Source organism: Arthrobacter sp. Ha26, assembly GCF_059091705.1.
Genome location: NZ_JBNHGX010000001.1, coordinates 1,087,451 through 1,105,543, shown reverse-complemented (window position 1 = coordinate 1,105,543; position 18,093 = coordinate 1,087,451). Strand labels below are relative to the sequence as shown.

Annotated in this window: 20 protein-coding genes and 1 riboswitch; of the genes, 10 read left to right on the top strand and 10 right to left on the bottom strand. The window is 66.3% G+C overall.

The window, feature by feature from the left end:
- Positions 1 to 88: 88 nt before the first annotated feature.
- Entirely contained in the window at positions 89 to 664 is a 576-nt protein-coding gene (gene dcd, locus AC5RVY_RS05285; protein ID WP_493953629.1) for a dCTP deaminase, read from the top strand.
- Between the two features lie 89 nt (positions 665 to 753).
- Here the strand turns inward: dcd and AC5RVY_RS05280 are convergent, their stop codons facing one another.
- From AC5RVY_RS05280 to AC5RVY_RS05270, 3 genes are all read right to left on the bottom strand, one after another.
- Positions 754 to 1,935, bottom strand: a complete 1,182-nt coding sequence (locus tag AC5RVY_RS05280) for a cation:proton antiporter (RefSeq protein ID WP_493953628.1) — start codon at positions 1,933 to 1,935, stop codon at positions 754 to 756.
- A gap of 5 nt (positions 1,936 to 1,940) precedes the next feature.
- Positions 1,941 to 2,423, bottom strand: coding sequence for a cation:proton antiporter regulatory subunit (locus AC5RVY_RS05275; protein WP_493953627.1), 483 nt, complete (start codon positions 2,421 to 2,423; stop codon positions 1,941 to 1,943).
- 127 nt (positions 2,424 to 2,550) lie between these two features.
- Positions 2,551 to 3,954 carry an MFS transporter gene (locus AC5RVY_RS05270; protein WP_493953626.1) on the bottom strand — a complete coding sequence of 468 codons (1,404 nt, stop codon included), beginning with the start codon at positions 3,952 to 3,954 and terminating at the stop codon, positions 2,551 to 2,553.
- 195 nt (positions 3,955 to 4,149) lie between these two features.
- On the opposite strand from AC5RVY_RS05270, the gene AC5RVY_RS05265 reads away from it, so the two are divergent.
- Genes AC5RVY_RS05265 through mnhG form a run of 6 tightly spaced genes read left to right on the top strand, consistent with a single transcriptional unit; the run spans position 4,150 to position 10,599 of the window.
- Positions 4,150 to 7,263 (top strand): Na+/H+ antiporter subunit A, encoded by a 3,114-nt coding sequence (locus AC5RVY_RS05265; protein WP_493953625.1) that lies wholly within the window; start codon positions 4,150 to 4,152, stop codon positions 7,261 to 7,263.
- Positions 7,260 to 7,781 (top strand): Na(+)/H(+) antiporter subunit C, encoded by a 522-nt coding sequence (locus AC5RVY_RS05260; protein WP_493953624.1) that lies wholly within the window; start codon positions 7,260 to 7,262, stop codon positions 7,779 to 7,781. The genes AC5RVY_RS05265 and AC5RVY_RS05260 overlap by 4 nt, the downstream gene beginning before the upstream one ends.
- Positions 7,778 to 9,382 (top strand): Na+/H+ antiporter subunit D, encoded by a 1,605-nt coding sequence (locus AC5RVY_RS05255; protein WP_493953623.1) that lies wholly within the window; start codon positions 7,778 to 7,780, stop codon positions 9,380 to 9,382. The genes AC5RVY_RS05260 and AC5RVY_RS05255 overlap by 4 nt, the downstream gene beginning before the upstream one ends.
- A complete protein-coding gene (locus tag AC5RVY_RS05250) occupies positions 9,379 to 9,924 on the top strand; it encodes a Na+/H+ antiporter subunit E (protein ID WP_493953622.1) in 546 nt (181 codons plus the stop codon). Before AC5RVY_RS05255 ends, AC5RVY_RS05250 begins: the two co-directional genes overlap by 4 nt.
- Positions 9,921 to 10,199, top strand: a complete 279-nt coding sequence (locus AC5RVY_RS05245) for an MrpF/PhaF family protein (RefSeq protein WP_493953621.1) — start codon at positions 9,921 to 9,923, stop codon at positions 10,197 to 10,199. Before AC5RVY_RS05250 ends, AC5RVY_RS05245 begins: the two co-directional genes overlap by 4 nt.
- Positions 10,189 to 10,599, top strand: coding sequence for a monovalent cation/H(+) antiporter subunit G (gene mnhG / locus AC5RVY_RS05240; protein WP_493953620.1), 411 nt, complete (start codon positions 10,189 to 10,191; stop codon positions 10,597 to 10,599). Before AC5RVY_RS05245 ends, mnhG begins: the two co-directional genes overlap by 11 nt.
- 15 nt (positions 10,600 to 10,614) lie before the next feature.
- Here mnhG and AC5RVY_RS05235 read toward each other — a convergent pair whose 3' ends face one another.
- From AC5RVY_RS05235 to AC5RVY_RS05205, 7 genes are all read right to left on the bottom strand, one after another.
- Positions 10,615 to 10,878 (bottom strand): DUF4235 domain-containing protein, encoded by a 264-nt coding sequence (locus AC5RVY_RS05235; protein WP_493953619.1) that lies wholly within the window; start codon positions 10,876 to 10,878, stop codon positions 10,615 to 10,617.
- 93 nt (positions 10,879 to 10,971) lie between these two features.
- A complete protein-coding gene (locus AC5RVY_RS05230) occupies positions 10,972 to 11,187 on the bottom strand; it encodes a CDGSH iron-sulfur domain-containing protein (protein WP_493953618.1) in 216 nt (71 codons plus the stop codon).
- Positions 11,184 to 12,269 carry a glycosyltransferase family 2 protein gene (locus AC5RVY_RS05225; protein ID WP_493953617.1) on the bottom strand — a complete coding sequence of 362 codons (1,086 nt, stop codon included), beginning with the start codon at positions 12,267 to 12,269 and terminating at the stop codon, positions 11,184 to 11,186. Before AC5RVY_RS05225 ends, AC5RVY_RS05230 begins: the two co-directional genes overlap by 4 nt.
- Positions 12,266 to 13,327 carry an iron-containing redox enzyme family protein gene (locus tag AC5RVY_RS05220; protein WP_493953616.1) on the bottom strand — a complete coding sequence of 354 codons (1,062 nt, stop codon included), beginning with the start codon at positions 13,325 to 13,327 and terminating at the stop codon, positions 12,266 to 12,268. The genes AC5RVY_RS05225 and AC5RVY_RS05220 overlap by 4 nt, the downstream gene beginning before the upstream one ends.
- A gap of 65 nt (positions 13,328 to 13,392) precedes the next feature.
- Positions 13,393 to 13,878, bottom strand: coding sequence for a DUF4383 domain-containing protein (locus AC5RVY_RS05215; RefSeq protein ID WP_493953615.1), 486 nt, complete (start codon positions 13,876 to 13,878; stop codon positions 13,393 to 13,395).
- 146 nt (positions 13,879 to 14,024) lie between these two features.
- The gene (locus AC5RVY_RS05210; RefSeq protein WP_493953614.1) at positions 14,025 to 14,234 is read right to left on the bottom strand and encodes a hypothetical protein; all 210 of its coding nucleotides are present in this window, start codon (positions 14,232 to 14,234) and stop codon (positions 14,025 to 14,027) included.
- Between the two features lie 40 nt (positions 14,235 to 14,274).
- Positions 14,275 to 14,817 (bottom strand): heme-degrading domain-containing protein, encoded by a 543-nt coding sequence (locus AC5RVY_RS05205; RefSeq protein ID WP_493953613.1) that lies wholly within the window; start codon positions 14,815 to 14,817, stop codon positions 14,275 to 14,277.
- 73 nt (positions 14,818 to 14,890) lie between these two features.
- Positions 14,891 to 15,031, top strand: a riboswitch (TPP riboswitch).
- A gap of 64 nt (positions 15,032 to 15,095) precedes the next feature.
- On the opposite strand from AC5RVY_RS05205, the gene AC5RVY_RS05200 reads away from it, so the two are divergent.
- Genes AC5RVY_RS05200 through AC5RVY_RS05190 form a run of 3 tightly spaced genes read left to right on the top strand, consistent with a single transcriptional unit; the run spans position 15,096 to position 18,072 of the window.
- A complete protein-coding gene (locus AC5RVY_RS05200; RefSeq protein WP_493953612.1) occupies positions 15,096 to 15,719 on the top strand; it encodes an ECF transporter S component in 624 nt (207 codons plus the stop codon).
- The gene (locus AC5RVY_RS05195) at positions 15,719 to 17,275 is read left to right on the top strand and encodes an ABC transporter ATP-binding protein (protein WP_493953611.1); all 1,557 of its coding nucleotides are present in this window, start codon (positions 15,719 to 15,721) and stop codon (positions 17,273 to 17,275) included. The genes AC5RVY_RS05200 and AC5RVY_RS05195 overlap by 1 nt, the downstream gene beginning before the upstream one ends.
- On the top strand, positions 17,272 to 18,072 hold the full coding sequence (locus AC5RVY_RS05190; protein WP_493953610.1) for an energy-coupling factor transporter transmembrane component T family protein: 801 nt from the start codon (positions 17,272 to 17,274) through the stop codon (positions 18,070 to 18,072). Before AC5RVY_RS05195 ends, AC5RVY_RS05190 begins: the two co-directional genes overlap by 4 nt.
- Positions 18,073 to 18,093 lie beyond the last annotated feature (21 nt).

Genomic DNA, 18,093 nt, shown 5'->3' with positions numbered 1-18,093 from the left:
CTTATCACTGAGGCAACATTAGCCCCACGAGGGCACAGCAACAACGAAAGAATGTGGCTGTGGATAACCGATACGGTAATTTGGGACGGTGCTGATCTCTGACCGCGATATTCGTGCCGAAATTGACTCCCAGCGGATCGTGCTTGAACCGTACGATCCGGCGATGGTCCAGCCGTCGTCCGTGGACGTGCGGATCGACAAATTCTTCCGCCTGTTCGACAACCACAAGTACGCGCACATCGATCCTGCAGAAGAACAGCCGGAACTCACGCGGCTGGTTGAGGTGGAACAGAATGAGCCCTTCATCCTGCACCCCGGCGAGTTCGTCCTCGGCTCAACCTATGAGACCGTCACCCTGCCCGATGACATCGCGGCACGGCTGGAAGGTAAGTCTTCGCTGGGCCGGCTCGGCCTGCTGACGCACTCCACGGCCGGGTTCATCGACCCCGGCTTCTCAGGGCACGTCACGCTGGAACTCTCCAACATGGCAACCCTGCCCATCAAGCTGTGGCCGGGCATGAAAATCGGCCAGCTCTGCTTCTTCCGGCTGTCCTCCGCGGCCGCATACCCCTATGGCCAGGGCGACTACGGGAACCGCTACCAGGGCCAGCGGGGACCCACAGCCAGCCGCAGCCACCTGAACTTCCACCGCACCGCGATCTAGCACCGCAATCCAGCAGCACAATCCAGGATCGCAGGGCAACCTGCACCGGCACGGGAGCCAGCAGCAGCAAGGGCTGGTCAGCGGCGGGTTTAGGTTTTCGCAGCCACAGCTACGGGCCGCAGCAAGGGCTTGACCAGGGGCTCCACGTAACGGGCTGCGAGCGGGCCCATGACCGCCATCAGCAGCACATAGGCAGTGGCCAGGGCAGCAAGTTCATCAGTGACGGCGCCGGAGGCCACGGCCAGTCCCGCGATCACGATAGAGAATTCGCCGCGGGCAACGAGCGCGGCTCCGGCGCGGACGCGACCGGGCCGTGCAATACCGGCACGCTTCGCCGCCCAGATGCCCGTCACCATTTTGGTGATGGCGGTGATGACGGCCAGCACCAGGGCCCAACCGAGCACCGGCGGGATGGACGTGGGATCGGTGTTCAGGCCGAAGGCCACAAAGAAAATCGCGGCGAACAGGTCCCTGAGCGGCTCGAGAATGCGGGTTGCGTTGTGGGCTGTGGCGCCGGAAATGGCGATGCCCAGCATAAACGCCCCCACCGCCGCGGACACCTGCATGGCCGAGGCCACGCCCGCCACCAGCAGGGCCGCGCCCAGGACGTTCAGGAGGAAGACCTCGGAGTTTTCGCTGTGCACGGCCTTTGAGACATGGTGGCCGTGCCGCAGCGCCACCATCAGCACCACACTCACTACTGCCAATGCGATGCCAACGGTGGTGAGCCCGCCCAGGAAGCTCACCCCGGCGAGGGTGGCTGTCAGGATGGGCAGGTAGACGGCCATGGCCAGGTCTTCGAACACGAGGATGGACAGCACCACGGGCGTCTCGCGGTTACCCAGCCGGCCCAGGTCCGTGATGACCTTGGCGGCGATTCCCGAGGAGGAAATATAGGTGACCCCGCCCATCACCATGGCCCCAACGCCGCCCCACCCCAGCATCAGGGCGAGGGCGGCCCCGGGGAGGAAGTTCAGCACGAGGTCCAGGACGCCGGCCTGCCAGGAGCGGCGCAGTCCGGTGAAGAGCTCGGCGGCCGTGTATTCCAGCCCGAGCATAAGCAGCAGCAGGATCACGCCGATTTCGCCCGAAAGGTGGGCGAACTCGTGCATACCCTCGAGCTTGACGATCCCGCCGGCCCCGAAGGCCAACCCGCCGAGCAGGTACAGCGGGATGGGTGACATTCCGATCCGTCCGGCCAGCCTGGCCAAAAGGCCGAGGCAGAACACAACGGCCCCCAGTTCGATGAGGGTCAGGGCCAGCGGGTCCATGGCCTTTATCCGTTACGAAGGATATCGGCCGCCGAATCGAGGCCTTCCTGGGTACCCACGGCGACAAGTAGGTCACCGGTGTGGAGCACGACGTCGGGTCCCGGCGACGGGAGCACCTCGCCTTCGCGCATGATCGCCACAATGGAAACGCCGCATCGGGTGCGGATGCAGGCCTTTCCCATGGGCTGGTTCTGGAACGGGGAGCCGGGGGCGATGGAAAACTGCCGGGTGACGATGCCGGGAACATCCTTGTGCTCCTCCGTCAGCCGCATGGCCAGGTGCTGCCCGCCCAGCAGGTTGCCGAGGGTGGCTGCCTCGTCCGCGGTCAACGGGATTGAAGCCTGGCAGGTATCGGGATCGTCCCAGGTGGAAACTATGAGTTCCGTCTGGCCTTCCCGCAGCTCCACGACGCCGATCCGACGCCCGGAAGCTGTCATGAAATCCTTCCGCCGGCCAAGGCCCGGAAGGTCCGTCTCGTCCACGTTCATGATTCCAGCCTAGTCTGGCGCGGGCCTCTGTGGTGTGGGCATCCGGAAGTCCCCAGGGAAAGCTGTTGAAGGCCCGCAACGTGAGGGTGCGGCACCTGAAGCTGCGGCGCCACGAAGCGCTGCGGCATCAGGCGGACGGAACCACGGCGATGGGAGCCTTGTCCGGGGACTTCACCGGCAGCAACACCAGGAGCCCGGCCAGGAGCACCACCATAATCCCAAGGATGCCCCAGCGCTGGGCCTGGCCCGGTGCCACCAGCGGCGTGGCCACGGTGATGCAGAGCGTAAAGAGGGCAGGTGCCAGGAAACTTACGGCCCTGCCTGTGGTGGCATAAAGCCCGAACAGCTCGCCGGATTCGCCGTGTGGCGCAAGGCGTGCCAGGTAGGCGCGGGATGAAGATTGGGCCGGCCCCACGAAGAGGCAGAGGAAAAGCCCGAATACCCAAAAGGTGGTTGACCCGTGCCATTGCATGCCGAAGAAGGAATATTCACCGTTGCCCAGTACCAAGATGACGGTCCCGGCAACCAGGAGCCCCACCAGCGAGCCGAGGATCACGGCTTTGGGCCCCACCTTGTCGTCGAGGAAGCCGCCCATGATCGCCCCCAAAGCGGCCACCACATTCCCGAAGATCGCGAAGAAGATCACCTGGGACAGCTCGAAGCCGAACGTGCCTGCGGCAATGATTCCACCGAAGGTAAACACTGCCGCCAGGCCGTCCCGGAAAACGGCGCTGGCCAACAGAAAGTAGATGGTGTGCGGGCTGGTGGCGTAGATCGCCTTGATCCGCCGGATCAGCAGCCCGTAGCTGGCAATGATGCCCAGCCGTTGGGCCTGCGGGGTTCTGGGCAGCTCGGGAACGGCAAACAGTACCGGGAGGGCGAAGACGAAGAACCAGAGGGCCGAGAAAACCGCTACCAGCCGGATGTTCAGGCTGTCCTGGGTTGAGGCGCCGAACCATTCGAAACGCGGCTGGACGAACAGCTGCAGGACAATCAGCAGCGCGACGATGCCGCCGAGGTAGCCTGCGCCCCAGCCCAGGCCGCTGACCTTGCCGATGTTCCGCGGTGTGGAGACCTGGGCCAGCATGGCGTTGTAGTTCACGCCGGCGAACTCGAAGAACACGTTGCCCAGAGCGATCAGGGACACGCCCAGCAGGAGGAACTCGGGCCGCGGGAACACAAAGAAACACAGCGCCGTGAGGACCGCGACTGCGGCTGTGTTGACTCCCAGCCACAGCTTGCGCCGCCCGCCGGCATCGGAGCGCTGCCCGGTGACCGGGGCCAGCAACGCAATGGCAAAACCGGCGATGGCAAGCGCAGCGCCAAGAACGGCCGAGGCCTCGTCCTCTCCTCCGAAGGCGTTCGAGGTGAGGTACACGGTAAAGACGAAGGTGGTCATGACGGCGTTGAAGGCTGCCGAACCCCAGTCCCAGGATGCCCAGGCCAGGACACGGCCCTTGCTGGTTGCCTGGTTCCCCGACTCAAGCTCGGAGGAGGGCTGCGTTGCCCCTGGAGCGCTGGCGCTGTTCATACGATGCATCGTATCCGCCCATGGCGAACAGGCGGCGGAACTGGGGCCGTGAAACCGGGGACAGTGGCCGGAGGATACAGCAGCGGGGACCGAATGGGTACCGAAGCCTTGATAAACTGGTTGCTCCCGAACCTAACGAATTAACCGCCTGCTCCAACTTTTGACAATCGAATCCCTGACGTTGCGGAGATCCCAGTGATAACAGTCCTTGCCGTGCACTTTACGGTGGCTGTGCTGGCGCCGTTCTTCTTCAGGGCGTGGGGCCGAAACGCCTTTTATGCACTGGCAGCTGTTCCTGCCGCGTCCTTCACCTGGCTGCTTTTCCAGCACGCCCCTGTTTATTCAGACGCGGGAGCGGTGGCGGACGTGGTGCCCTGGATCCCGGGCCTCCAACTTGAGTTCGCCTTCCGGATGGACGCCCTTGCCTGGGTGATGTCCCTGCTGGTGCTCGGCGTCGGCTCGCTGGTCCTGGTCTACTGCGCCCGGTACTTCAAGGAAAAGGACGAGGACCTCGGCCCGTTTGGTGCCCAGCTCCTGGCCTTCGCCGGCGCCATGTTCGGCCTCGTGGTGGCGGACGACCTCCTGCTCCTGTTCATTTTCTGGGAACTCACCACCATCCTGTCCTACCTCCTGATCGGGTTCGCCCGGACCAGGCTGGCGGCCCGCCGGTCGGCGCTGCAGGCGCTGATGGTCACCACTGCGGGCGGCCTTGCCATGCTGGTGGGCCTGATCATGCTGGGGCAGGCCGCCGGCACCTACCGGATCTCAACCATCCTCCAGCAGGCCCCGGAACTGGTGGACGGAACATCCGCGGCAATGGTGAGCGCCGCCGTCGTACTTATCCTGGTGGGCGCCATCACCAAATCCGCGCTGGTGCCCTTCCACTTCTGGCTACCCGGAGCCATGGCTGCGCCCACACCGGTGAGCGCGTACCTGCACGCCGCAGCGATGGTCAAGGCGGGCATTTACCTGGTAGCGCGGCTGGCCCCGGGCTTCGCGGGGACGCCGTACTGGCAGCCCGTGGTGCTGGGCCTCGGACTGGCGACGATGCTCGTGGGCGGCTACCGGGCACTGCGCCAGACAGACATCAAGCTCATCCTCGCCTACGGCACGGTCAGCCAGCTCGGCTTCCTCACCATGGTGGTAGGACTCGGCACGCCGGATGCAGCGCTCGCAGGCCTGGCCATGCTGCTGGCCCACGGCCTCTTCAAAGCCACCCTGTTCCTGGTGGTGGGCATCATCGACCACCAATCCGGCACCCGCGATGTCACCAAGCTCTCCGGCGTTTTCCGATCCTCGCGCGCCTTGGGAATCGTGGCGGCCGTGGGTGCCGCCTCCATGGCCGGTGTTCCGCTGCTGGGCGGGTTCGTCGCCAAGGAATCGGTACTCGAGGCGTTCGTCCACCACGCCGGTGACCCGGACGCCGGTGCCTGGGGCATGGGCATCCTTGCGGGGCTGGTTCTGGGATCCGTCCTCACCTTCGCGTACAGCGCCCGGTTTATGTGGGGAGCTTTCGCCACGAAACCAGGCATGGAACCCACGCCTTTCAAGGCCATCAGCCCCTCCTTCCTGGCTGCGCCGGCCATCCTCAGCCTCCTGACCATCGCCTACGGCCTGTGGCCGGTCCCCGTGGATGCCTGGATCCAGCCGTACGCCGCACTGTTTGCCTCTACGGCGGCCGACGCCGGCACCGCGGCTGGGCAGGCCGGTCACCTTGCCCTGTGGCATGGCTTTACGCCGGCGCTCGGACTGACGGCCCTCACCTTTGCGCTGGGCGCGGCAATGTACTTCGGCCGCAACGCCGTCTCGCGGGCGCAGTCGCTGGTGCCGCCGTGGGTGGACGGGGACAAGGCCTACCAGCTGACCATCGGTGCGCTGGACGACGTGGCGGTGTGGATCACCGGCCGCACCCAGCGCGGTTCGCTGTACTACTACCTGGCGGTCATCCTCAGCGTCGCCTTTGTACTGCCCCTCTCGGCCATCCTGCTGGCGGGCAAACCGCTTCCGGACGGGATCTACCTCCTGGACCCGGGGTCCCCGCTCCAACTGGTGGTGGGAGCAGGCATCGTGATCGGCGCCCTGGCCGCCGTCAAGGCAAACAAACGCTTCCTGGCAGTCCTGATGGTTTCGGTCACCGGCTACGGCATCGCCCTGATGTTTGCGCTGCAGGGCGCCCCGGACCTGGCCCTGACCCAAATGCTCGTGGAGACCATCATCCTGGTTGCCTTCGTCCTGGCGATGCGCAGCCTGCCCCCCGAACTGCGGGACCGTACGGGCGGGAAATACCGGGTGGTGCGCGTGATCATCGGGCTGGGCTTCGGCGTCACCATGGTCTTCGCCGGAATCCAGGCCATGGGAGCCCGGATCGCCATACCGGTGTCGCTGGAATTCCCCCGCCTCGCCTACGAAGGCGGCGGCGGCCTGAACATCGTCAACGTGACGCTTGTGGACATCCGGGCCTGGGACACGTTCGGCGAAATCAGCGTCCTGGCCCTGGCCGCCACGGGAGTGGCGAGCCTGATCTTCGTCCGCGGCCGCGGCGACCGGATCAGGAACTCCGCCACCGTGGCCGAAGGTACGGTGGGCCGGCTTCGGGGAGTCGATCCCGGCACGCGGGCCGCCGCGGCGCTGGCCGTCAGCCGGAAATTCGCCGCATCGGCACGCGACGCGTGGATCGTGGCGGGCCGAACCTTGGCTCCCGAACGCCGCTCCATCATCTTCGAAGTGGTCACCAGGCTGGTTTTCCACTCCATGATCATCTTTTCGCTTTACCTGCTCCTGGCCGGCCACAACCTGCCGGGCGGTGGTTTCGCCGGCGGCCTCACCGCAGGCCTTGCCCTGACCATCCGCTACCTTGCCGGCGGACGGTTTGAACTCCGCGAGGCCACACCCGTCAGTGCAGGCGCCCTGCTGGGGATTGGACTGGCAGTTGCCGCGGCCTCCGGCGTGGTGCCGCTGCTTTTGGGCGGCCAAGTGTTCCAGTCGGCCATCATCGAACTCTGGCTGCCGGTGTTCGGCGACATCAAGTTCGTCACCTCCACCATCTTCGACATCGGCGTGTACATCGTGGTGGTGGGCCTGGTGCTGGACGTCCTGCGCAGCCTCGGAGCCGAGATCGACGAGCACTTCGAACAGCGCGCCGCCGATCCCGCCGGCGGCCTGGGTGACGGCCTGGCCGACGACCTTGCCACCGGCCTTGCCGCCGATGAACAGGACATCGCCTCGGAGGCGGCAGCGGCAACGGGCCGCGCCAGCGATATCGAGCCCGAAGACTTCCCCGCCGAGAGCACCGCGAGGGGCCAAGCATGAGCGTAAACCTGACCCTCCTGATCGTGATGGGTGCCCTGTACGCCTGCGGGATCTACCTGATCCTGGAACGCAGCCTGACGCGCGTGCTGCTGGGGCTGATGCTCCTCGCCAACGCCACCAACCTGCTGATCCTGGCCACCGGCGGCTACGCCGGCCTGGCGCCCCTGTATTCCAAGGACACGCCGGCGCAGGACTACAACGATCCCCTTCCACAGGCGCTGATCCTGACGTCCATTGTCATCTCGTTTGCCGTGACGGCTTTTATGCTCGGCATCATTTACCGCACCTGGGTCCTGGCGCGCCAGGACGAGATCCAGGACGACGTGGAAGACCTCCGCGTGGCGGAAACTCCGAGCTTCGATGCTGAGGACGACGCCGAGGTCCCGGCCGAGACGTCCGAGTTCCCGGTGGCGACGGTAATGGCAGGCGGCCGGGAAATGCCCGCGGAACTGGCAGTTGCAGAAGAAAAACCCGGCTCCATCAATGTGGCCCTCGGTCCGGAAGGAGGCGGAAAGTGAACATCGCAAGCTTTGCCCCGCTCGCCGTCGTACTTCCCATCCTGGGCGCCGCCCTGACGTTCCTGCTGATCCGGCACTCACGCGCCCAGCGGGCGGTCAGCATCGCCTTGTTGTCCCTCACCCTCCTGCTCGAATGCCTGCTGCTGGCCTCGGTATGGGACGGCGGCACGGCAGCGGTGACCATCGGCGGCTGGCTTCCGCCATGGGGCATCGTGATGGTGGTGGACCAGTTCTCCTCACTGATGCTGGTGGTTTCGTCCGCGGTCAGCCTGGCCGTGCTCATCTACGCCACCGGGCAGGGTATGGCCGACGGCGACCAGGACGCGCCGGTTTCGATCTTCCACCCGACGTACCTGATCCTGGTGGCCGGGGTTTCCAACGCGTTCCTGTCCGGGGACCTCTTCAACCTCTATGTGGGCTTCGAGATCCTCCTGACGGCAAGCTACGTGCTCATGACGCTCGGCGGGACCGGGCCGCGCATCCGGGCGGGCGTGACGTACGTGGTGGTGTCCGTGGTGTCATCGGTGCTGTTCCTGATCTCCATCGCCATGGTCTATGGGGCCACCGGAACCGTCAACATGGCGGACCTCGCCATCAAGCTCGGCGAACTGGACCAGGGCACCAAAACCCTCCTGCACGTGATGCTGCTGGTGGCGTTCGGCATCAAGGCCGCTGTTTTCCCGCTGTCCTTCTGGCTGCCGGACTCCTACCCCACGGCGCCCGCGCCGGTCACCGCAGTGTTCGCGGGCCTGCTGACCAAAGTGGGCGTGTACGCGATGGTGCGCACCGAGACCCTGCTTTTCCCCGGGGACAGCCTCAACACGCCCCTCATGGTGGCCGCGCTGCTGACCATGGTGGTGGGAATCCTCGGCGCGCTGGCCCAGAACGACATCAAGCGCCTGCTCTCGTTCACGCTGGTCAGCCATATCGGCTACATGGTGTTCGGCCTGGCCATGTCCTCCACCGCCGGGCTGGGGGCGGCGGTCTTCTACGTGGCCCACCACATCACCATCCAGACCAGCCTGTTCCTGGTGACCGGCCTGATCGAGCGGCGCGGCGGCAGCTCGTCCGTGGACCGCCTGGGCGGGCTCGCCAAACTCTCGCCCCTGCTGGCGCTGCTCTTCTTTGTCCCCGCCATGAACCTGGCCGGCATCCCGCCGTTCTCCGGATTCCTCGGCAAGGTGGGGCTGATGCAGGCAGGCATCGAGCTGGGCACCCCCCTGGCGTACGCCCTGGTGATCGGCGGCGTGGTCACAAGCCTCCTGACGCTGCTGGCCATCGCCAGGGTGTGGAACCGGGCTTTCTGGCGCCGGCCCACCGACGCCGAGCACCCGGATCCGGTCCTGCTGGCAACGCCCGGGGTGAGGGTTGCCGGGCCCGGGGCCAAGCTCAACACCGTCACGCTCCTGCCGCGCACCATGGTGGGCTCCACGCTGGGGCTGGTGGCCCTCGGCGTCGCGCTGACTGTCTTCGCTGGCCCGCTGTTTGCGCTTTCTGACCAGGCGGCCCACGACATGCTCAACAGGTCCTCCTACATCCAGGCGGTCCTGGGTGAGGACACCGTGGTTCCGATGATCCTCACGGCCGGAGGAGGAAAATGAGCCGGCGCCGTATTTCGCTGCGCCAGGAACTCCCGCTCCTGGTCTGGCTGGTGATCGTATGGGGCGCCCTCTGGCAGGATTTCAGCCCGGGGAACCTCCTTTTCGGTGCCTTGCTGGCCGTTGCTGTGGCCAGGTTGTTCTACCTGCCGCCGGTTGAGCTGAGCGGCCGCTTCAACATCCTTCACGCCGTGCCCTTCGCACTGATGTTCCTGGCCAAGGTGGCGATGGCCAGTGCCCAGGTCCTGTACCTGGCGGTGATGCGCGGGCCCAAGGTCAAGAACGCGCTGGTGGCGGTGACGCTGCGGAGCCACCAGGATCTGTTGGTTACCGCCACCGGCCACGTCATTTCCCTGATTCCGGGCTCGCTCGTGGTGGAGGTGGACCGGTCAACCTCCACCCTTTACCTGCACGCGCTGAACATCAGCTCTGCTGAAGACGTGGAGAACTTCCGCCAGGAGGTCCGGTCCATCGAGGCCGGCCTGATCCGCATTATGGGCACCCGGGAAGAACTCGAAGCCGTCCGGACGGAGTCAGCCGCATGATGCAGATTGTCCTGGTTCTCACAGCAGTCATCTTCTCGCTCGCTGCGGCCGGGGCGATTATCAGGATCTCGCGCGGCCCGTCGCTGTTGGACCGGGTGCTCGCGGCGGACGTCCTGCTCGCCATCCTGGGCGGGGCCCTGTGCGTGGACATGGCCGTGAACCGGCACCTGAACAACCTGATGCTGGTGGTGGCCATCTCCATCATCGGTTTCATCGGGTCCGTGACCGTTGCCCGGTTCGTGGCCGACCGAAGGGAGCAGCCGGATGAGTCCTGACGCGACTGGACTGGATTTCTGGATCGACCTTTTGTCCGCCGTGTTTATGGTGGCCGGGGCCGTACTGTCGCTGGGCGCCGCGATCGGCCTGCTCCGGTTCCCGGACCTTTTGAGCCGCATGCACGCCGCCACCAAGCCGCAGGTTCTGGGCCTGTTCCTGCTGCTGGCCTCCATCGGGCTGCAGATGCGCACCTGGTGGGTGTGGCCGGTGCTGGTGGTCGCCTGGATTTTCCAGTTGCTGACGGTGCCGGTTTCCGCGCACATGGTGGGCCGGGCCGGTTACCGCACCAAGCACCTGCACCGTGAATTGCTGACGGCGGACGAACTTGAGGCTGTAGTACAGAAGGCCGCCGCCAAAACCGCCCGGGAGGACGGTTCCGGCGACGGCCAGCTGAACTAATAGCTCCGGCTGTTGTTAGACGATGTCCTGGCTCTTGGCGAACCGGGTGATGGCGCGCTGGGTGCCGCGGTTGGCCAGGACCTGGATGATGGTGCTGACGGAGGCCGAGATCAAAGCGAACGTCAGCGCCGACTGCAGGCTGGTGGGGATGTCCTCGTGCTTGCCGGTGGGCGGCTTCCGCCCGGTGGACTTCTCCCAGACGGTGTTGACCAGCTTGGTCCCGATAAAGCCGGCGCCGAGGCTCACACCGGTACCGAGCAGCTTGATGAAGAGATTCATTCGGAGTACTCCTTGCGGGCGGAAAAACGGGCTGTACCCAGCCTAACCGCCCATTCTGCGGCAAAAGGACAGCAGCCGCGGGCGGGAATGGGGTCAGCCGGCAGGCGGTTCGGTCCGGAACTTGATCATTTTGTGCGTCCCGTCGCAGTACGGCTTGATGGCCGACGCGCCGCAGCGGCACAGTGCCACCGTCTGGCGCTGGCGCGGGACCGGGCTGCCGGACGGAGTGACGATCTCGAAATCACCCCGGACAATCAGGGGGCCGTCGGGGCACACCACGATCGAGCTTTCGGCGGGTTCCTGGTTCATGGCAGCTCCTGGTTCGGGTTGGTGGTGGTGGCTGTCCGGCCCTGGCGCCGCATTGCTGCAAGCTTGCCCTGGTGGCGGCGCCGGAGTTCGGTCTCAGAATGCGCGGCGGTTTTGAGCCGGGTTCCCGCGTATGGCACGCCGCCGGCCAGCCGGAGCGCGAGGGCCAACCATATGCATACGGCCCGCTCCATGGTCCACAGCGGGGCGAACCATACGGCTCGCAGGGGAAAGGCCGAGGCCCCGGAGTGCCGCCGCCGTCCGGCCTCCGCAATGAGTATCGGCGCCGCCGCCAGGGCCACGAGGGCGGTCATGCGACGGCGGCCGGCGGGAAGGCAGGCAGCGCAGGCAAGCGCCGGGAGCAGGGCAAGTTCAAAGGCGAGGCGCCGGGGCTGGGCGAAATCGTCGTAAGCCTGGCGCGTGCGCTGCTTGAGGAAGTGCCGCAGCTTCGGCGGCCTGCGCGCCACGAAGAGATCGGGCACGATCTCCTCGCGGCCACCGGCCGCTTTGACGGTGCGGATCAGCTCAAGGTTCTCGAAAAGCACTGGATCATAACCGCCCGTGGCCAGCAACGCGCTCCGGCGGACGGCCAGGGTGCCGGGGAAGTCCGCGGACCAGGCCCGGTTCACCAGGCTCCGCGAGGTGTCCCACCAGGCGTGCCAGGGCAGCGGGTCAAAGTAGTTCTGCGGCCGCACAATGTCCGCCGAGTTGAGGTGATGGACGACGGCGGCGAGGGACTCGCGCGTGTAGCGGACGTCGTCGTCGGCTATCACCAGCAGCTCTGCGTGAGCGGCGCGTACACCCGTCATCACGCCTGCCACCTTGCCATTGGCGCCCCCACTGCCGCCATTGCCGCGGCCCGCGGCCGGCTCGGGCCGGATGTGCCGCACGCCCGGCGGAAAAGCCGCCCGGTGCTGGCCGAACAACTCAGGGGCAGAGCCGTCCACCACAGTGACAGGGATCCATTCAAGAAGCCGCTCGAGGTAGGCAGCCAGGTCCTGCAGGTCCGAATCCGCTGCCGACTCCGCCGTCCAGCGCAACGGCAGGATGTACTCGGCGGACGGACCCGGGGGAGGGGTGCTCATGCCGCCGCCGGCAGGGCCGCCCTCAACGATGTTGCTCCGTTTTCCCAGCTGGCCAGCAGATGCGCGGAAAGCCGGCCGTCGATGGCCATCACCGCCGTTGCCCCGAACAGGACGTCCGCGAGCAGACCGGGCTCAGCCTCCACCAGGCCGCCTGCGAGGTCGCGCCCGGCGATCTGCTCGTGGACTGCGTCGGCTTCCACGTGTTCGTCGAAGTAGTGGGTCACGTCAGCATCGAACCCGTGCCGCCGAAAGCCGTTGCCATACAGCCGGTTCGGCTGGGAAGAGGTCATTTCGTAGATCGCCAGGTGCCCGGTGATGGCTCCGCGGAGCCGCCGGTTCAAGCCGAAGAGGGACATCATGTTCACGGCGGCGAGGGAGACGGCGGGAACGGCATCGGCGTACGCGCCGTACCGGTCATCCATGCCCAATCCGCGCATGGTCCGGGCAAACAATGCGCTGTGCATGCGTTCGGGGCGTCCGCCGCCGTACTCGTCGGCCTGGATTTCCACAAGCGCGGCCTTGGGCCTTCCCGTCAGGCGGGGGATGGCCCAGGTATGGGGGTCGGCTTCCTTCAGCTGGTAGATGGACTTGTGGATCAGGAATTCCTTGAGCTGGTCCAGCGTCGCCTTTTTGGCCACGAAGCGGGAGACGCTGGGCCCGGAGTCGGTGGCGGCCAGGCCGAAAAGAATGTCTGCAACGGCGTCGCTGGTGAGCTCCGCCGCGGCGGGCGGGGTGATGCCTTCGGCAGCGGACGCGGCGGCGGCCCGAAGTGCTGCTTCGAAGGGCGCTTCAAGCAGGCGGCGGACCTGGATCAGCCCCGGTTCCCATTCCCAGTCATCGCTGACGCCCTCAAGCCCGGAGTAGTGGAGCTCGTAGAGGCAGAAGAGGGTCAGCTGGACGTCGTCGTCCTCGACGATGTCAGCGGAGGCTACAGCGTGGGCCGCAACCAGCAGGTGCAGTTCCTCGACGGCGGCTGCTCCCTCGGTGCTGGCAGGTGCGTTCGCGAGGGCCTTGAACAGCGTACTGCTGAGCGGGCCTCGAGGTTCCGGGATCTTCATGGTGCTCCTTCTGGGATGGCGGTGCTGGCGGTGCTGCGTCTTTGACAGCGGCTTCGGTTCGGCGTTCAGGTCTCGCTGTCCAGGTGCGGGGCCGGTTCCCGGGCCGGGCTGCCGGGGGTGATCTTGGGGGACAGCAGGACGGCAAGCGCGATCATGGCCAAGCCCAGGGCCAGGTGGAGCCAGTTGTCCGGGTTGTTTTCGGGAAGGAAGTTGGCCGGCAGGTCGTCACCGATCAGCAGGCCGTACAGCCACAGGAACAGGTAAGTGACGCCGCCATAAATGAGGTAGTTCCGCCCCTGCCGGTGGGTTCGCGCCATCACCAGGCCGGCAACTCCGAACAGGATATGGACTGCGTTGTGCAGCACCGACACCTGGAAGATGCCGAACAGCTCTGCCTTGGAGCCGGGACCGGCAAGCCCGAGGGAGCCGTAGTTCGTGGTGATACCGGGGATGAATCCCAGGATGCCCATCAGGAGGAAGATGCCACCCGTGGCAAAGGTGGCCTTCTGCAGGCCCGTCCTCGCTGCTGTGGCGCGGGTGCTGACCGCCATACCTGTTCTCCTCAAAAGCCGGGAACAACATAGTAAGCATGATTACTAATAAAAGCTAAGCAGGCTTCCTTACCCTGTTTTGGCGAACGGCACGGGCATGCTCTGTTTTCGTTAGCGCGGGCAGTGGAGCTTAAACCAGCAGGCGCTCACTCATCCGGGGCGGTCCATCGGTAAGGGTTCGGGTGCTTCCCGCCGTGGCGGCCTTGCTCACACCCCTGCTCCCAGGCCTTCCCGACGGCGGCCACAAGTTCAGCGAGCAGGGAATAGTAGGGGTGGTCGGGGCCAATGAAAATCATCTCGTCCTCGGCCTTGTCCAATGCCGCCCGCACCTGGTTTTCCTCCCCAGGACCGCCCATGGCGTCCTCCTCAACCTGAAACCGTGCCAGTAACGCTGGGTCAGTCCGCGCCCATGGAGCCAAGGACTTCCCGCAGGGCCTGCACCACCAGATTGTGGTCCTGGACCTGCGGAAGCCCCGAAACGGTCACCGTTGCTACCGCGCCCACCCCTGCTACGTACACCGGAAAGGAGCCGCCGTGGGCTGCGTACAAGCTCTGGTCGAACCAGCCCTGGTCCTCGATGCTGCCGCCACGGAGCCGGCCGCGCAGTCCCACCAGCAGGGACGGCACCTCGTAACGCGCGGCGGTCCGCTGCTTGGCCCGGATCCAGTGCTCGTTGTCCGGGGTGGCTCCCGGCAGGGCCACATGGAACAGGACCTGTTCACCCTTGGTGATGTCTATCGCGATGGGGAGCTGGTCCTCTTTGCCCAGCTCCACCAGCAGCAGCCCCAGGTTCAGGGCATCATCCATGGAGAACCGGGGGAACTGCAGTTCCCGGATTTCGCCCTCAACCCGCGCGATGAGCACTTGCAGGGAGCCCTCCGGCTGGGTGTTATCCGAGTCGGGATCGTACTCGGTCATATCCGGCGAATTGGCAGTCATGGCCCACAATCTACCCCTACTCCGGTGTAAACTGGACCACGCCCAACAGGGCTGTTTATTTACCCACAGAATCATTCAACGACAGGGGAGCGCCGCCGTCGGGCAGTTCTGGCCACGCCAGGATCCGCAGGTGGGCGCTGAGAGTGCGGACAGCCGCAGACCCTCGAACCTGATCCGGTTAGTACCGGCGCAAGGGAGTCGAGTTCTCGAAGTGTGTCCGGCCGCCGCAGCAGTGCCGGCCGCGTCCACTTTCCCCTCCTGTTCCTCAGGAGGATCGCATGGCAACAACAGCAGTAAAGAAGACCAGCAGCAAGTCCTGGCGCGTGGTGGACATCGTGGTGGCGGCCCTGATCGCCATCGCCGGCGGCGTCATCTTCTGGGCCTGGTCCCAGGGAGCAGCCGCAGTTTCGGCCCCCATGAACGCCGTCTATCCGCCCCTGACCGGACTGATCGCCGGCGGCTGGATGATCCCGGCCGTGCTGGGCATGCTCATCATCCGCAAGCCGGGCGCCGCCCTGTTCTGCGAGACGGTCGCCGCCACCGGTGAACTGCTGATGGGGTCCCAGTACGGCGCATCCGTGCTCTTCTCCGGTTTTGTCCAGGGCTTGGGCGCCGAAATTATTTTCGCCATCTTCGTGTACAGGAAGTTCAACCTGCCGGTATCCCTGCTGGCCGGTGCCGGTGCGGGCCTGTTCTGCGGACTGAACGACTCCTTCGCGCCGTGGGGCTGGAACATCGCCTACTCGGGCGGGGACAAGCTGGCGTACATCATCTTCACCGGGATCTCGGGTGCCATCATCGCCGGCGCACTGTCATGGGTCGCCACGCGTGGCCTGGCGAAGACCGGCGTCCTGAGCTCCTTCGCCTCGCGCAAGGCAGCAACGGAGCCCGTTTTCTCCTGATGCCGGCCACCTCCCACCACGGAGCGCCGGTTGCGGCGCGTCCGGCAGCCATCAGCGCCCGCGGCTGGGGCTGGCGGCATGCCGGACGTGCCAAGCCTGCGCTCCGCGCCCTTGACCTGGATATCCAACCGGGCGAACGGGTACTCCTCCTCGGTCCGTCCGGGGCGGGCAAGTCCACCCTCCTCCATGCCCTGGCAGGTGTTTTGGGTGATGTGAACGACGACGGCGGCGAGGCCGGCGATTCCGACGAGTCCGGTTCGTTATTGGTTGACGGCGCCTTCCCCCGTGAGCAGCGCGGCCGGGCCGGCCTGATGCAGCAGGACCCGGAGACGCAGGTGGTCCTGTCCCGGGTGGGTGACGACGTCGCCTTCGGCGCCGAGAACCTCGCTGTGCCCAGGGATGAGATCTGGACCCGCGTGCATGAGGCGCTGGACGACGTCGGCCTGTCCCACCTGCCGCTGGACCACCCGACATCGGCCCTGTCCGGCGGGCAGAAACAGCGCCTGGCGCTCGCCGGCATCCTTGCCATGCGGCCCGGGCTGATCCTCTTGGACGAGCCGACCGCCAACCTGGACCCCGCGGGCGTGATGGAGGTGCGGGACGCGGTGGCGCGTTGCGTGGCCAAGACCGGGGCAACCCTGGTGGTGGTGGAACACCGCGTGTCCGTCTGGAAAGACCTGGTGGACCGGATCGTGGTGCTGCAGCCCGGTTCATCCACCGATTCAGCCGTACTCCTGGACGGGGCGCCTGACCAGGTGCTTAGCGAGGCGCGGAGCATGCTCATCGCGGCCGGCGTGTGGGTGCCCGGCTATGTTCCGCAAACCCGGCAGCGTTCCGCGGAGCCTGCCCCCGGAGCAGGCGGTCTCCTGCTTGCCGCCGAGGAACTGGCGGTTTCGCGGGAACGGGCCCGCCGCAGGGGCTTCCGCAAGTTCCCGCCGGTACCAGTGCAACAGGGGATCTCCGCCCAGGTCCGGGTGGGGCAGGCACTGGCCATTACGGGACCCAACGGCGCCGGAAAATCGACTTTTGCCCTGACCCTTGCCGGTCTTCTGGAGCCCGTCGCCGGCAAGGTCTCCGCCACCTTGGCCCTCAGCCGTGGTGCCGGCATCGATCCCTACCAGTGGAAGGCGGAACAGCTGATTGAGCGCGTAGGCACCGTTTTCCAGGAGCCAGAGCACCAGTTCGTGACGGGAAAAGTGATCGACGAACTCCTGTTCGGCCCGCGGCACCTTGGCCATGGGACGGAGCGGGTCGATGAGCTGCTGGAGCGGTTGCGGCTGACGGAGCTCGTTGACGCCAACCCGTATACGCTTTCGGGAGGCGAGAAACGGCGGCTCTCGGTGGCCACGGTCCTGGCCGCGCACCCGCAGGTTTTGGTGCTGGACGAGCCCACGTTTGGCCAGGACGCCAACACCTGGGCTGAGCTGGCCTCGTTCCTGTCAGAGCTCCTCGATGCCGGCACCGCAGTGGTCTCAGTGACCCACGATGCCGAGTTCACGGCAGCCTTGGGCGGAGCCGAGCTGCGGATGGGTGCGGCGCCGGCGGTGGCGACATGAGGCAGGAGCTGAACCTGCGGGGAAACCACGCCCTGCTGACCCGCGCCAACCCGCTGAGCAAGTTCGCCGCCGTCTTCCTGGTGACCGCAGTGCTGGCGCTGTCCATCGACTGGGTGTCCGCCTCGGTTGCGCTCGCTGCCGAACTCCTGCTGTTTCCCCTGGCCGGACTTACCCTGACGCTGCTGTGGCAGCGCGGGTGGCCGCTGATCATCGCCGCAGCCGTGGGCGGCTGGAGCACCTCCATCCTGGCGCCGGACAGCGGAAGGACGCTGATCGACGTCGGCCTCTGGACCATGAGTGAAGGCTCCCTGGAGCTGGGGGCCGGGTTCATGCTGCGCGGGCTGGCGATTGCGCTGCCCGCGGTGCTGCTGATGAGCTGCACCGATCCCACGGACCTGGCAGATGCCCTGGCGCAAAAGGCGCGGCTCCCGCACCGGTTCGTGCTGGGAACCTTGGCAGCCATGCGCCTGGTGGGGCTGCTGGCTGAAGAGTGGCAGACCATCGGGATGGCCCGCCGTGCCCGCGGGGTGGGCTCGCGGGGCAGCGCGCTGCAGCGGTTGAGGGCGACGCTGGGCCAGAGCTTCGGCCTCCTGGTCCAGGCCATTCGGCGCGCGTCACGGCTCGCGGTGACCATGGAAGCCCGGGGCTTCGGCGGGGGAACCCGGACGTGGGCGCGGGAGTCGACGTACAGCAGCCTGGATGTGTGGGTGCTGGGCGGCGGCCTGCTGATGGCCGGGGCTGCCTTTGCTGCCGCTGTGTGGGCAGGGACCTGGAACATGGTGTGGCTGGGGAGCTGACCCGCTCCTAAATTGCTGCCC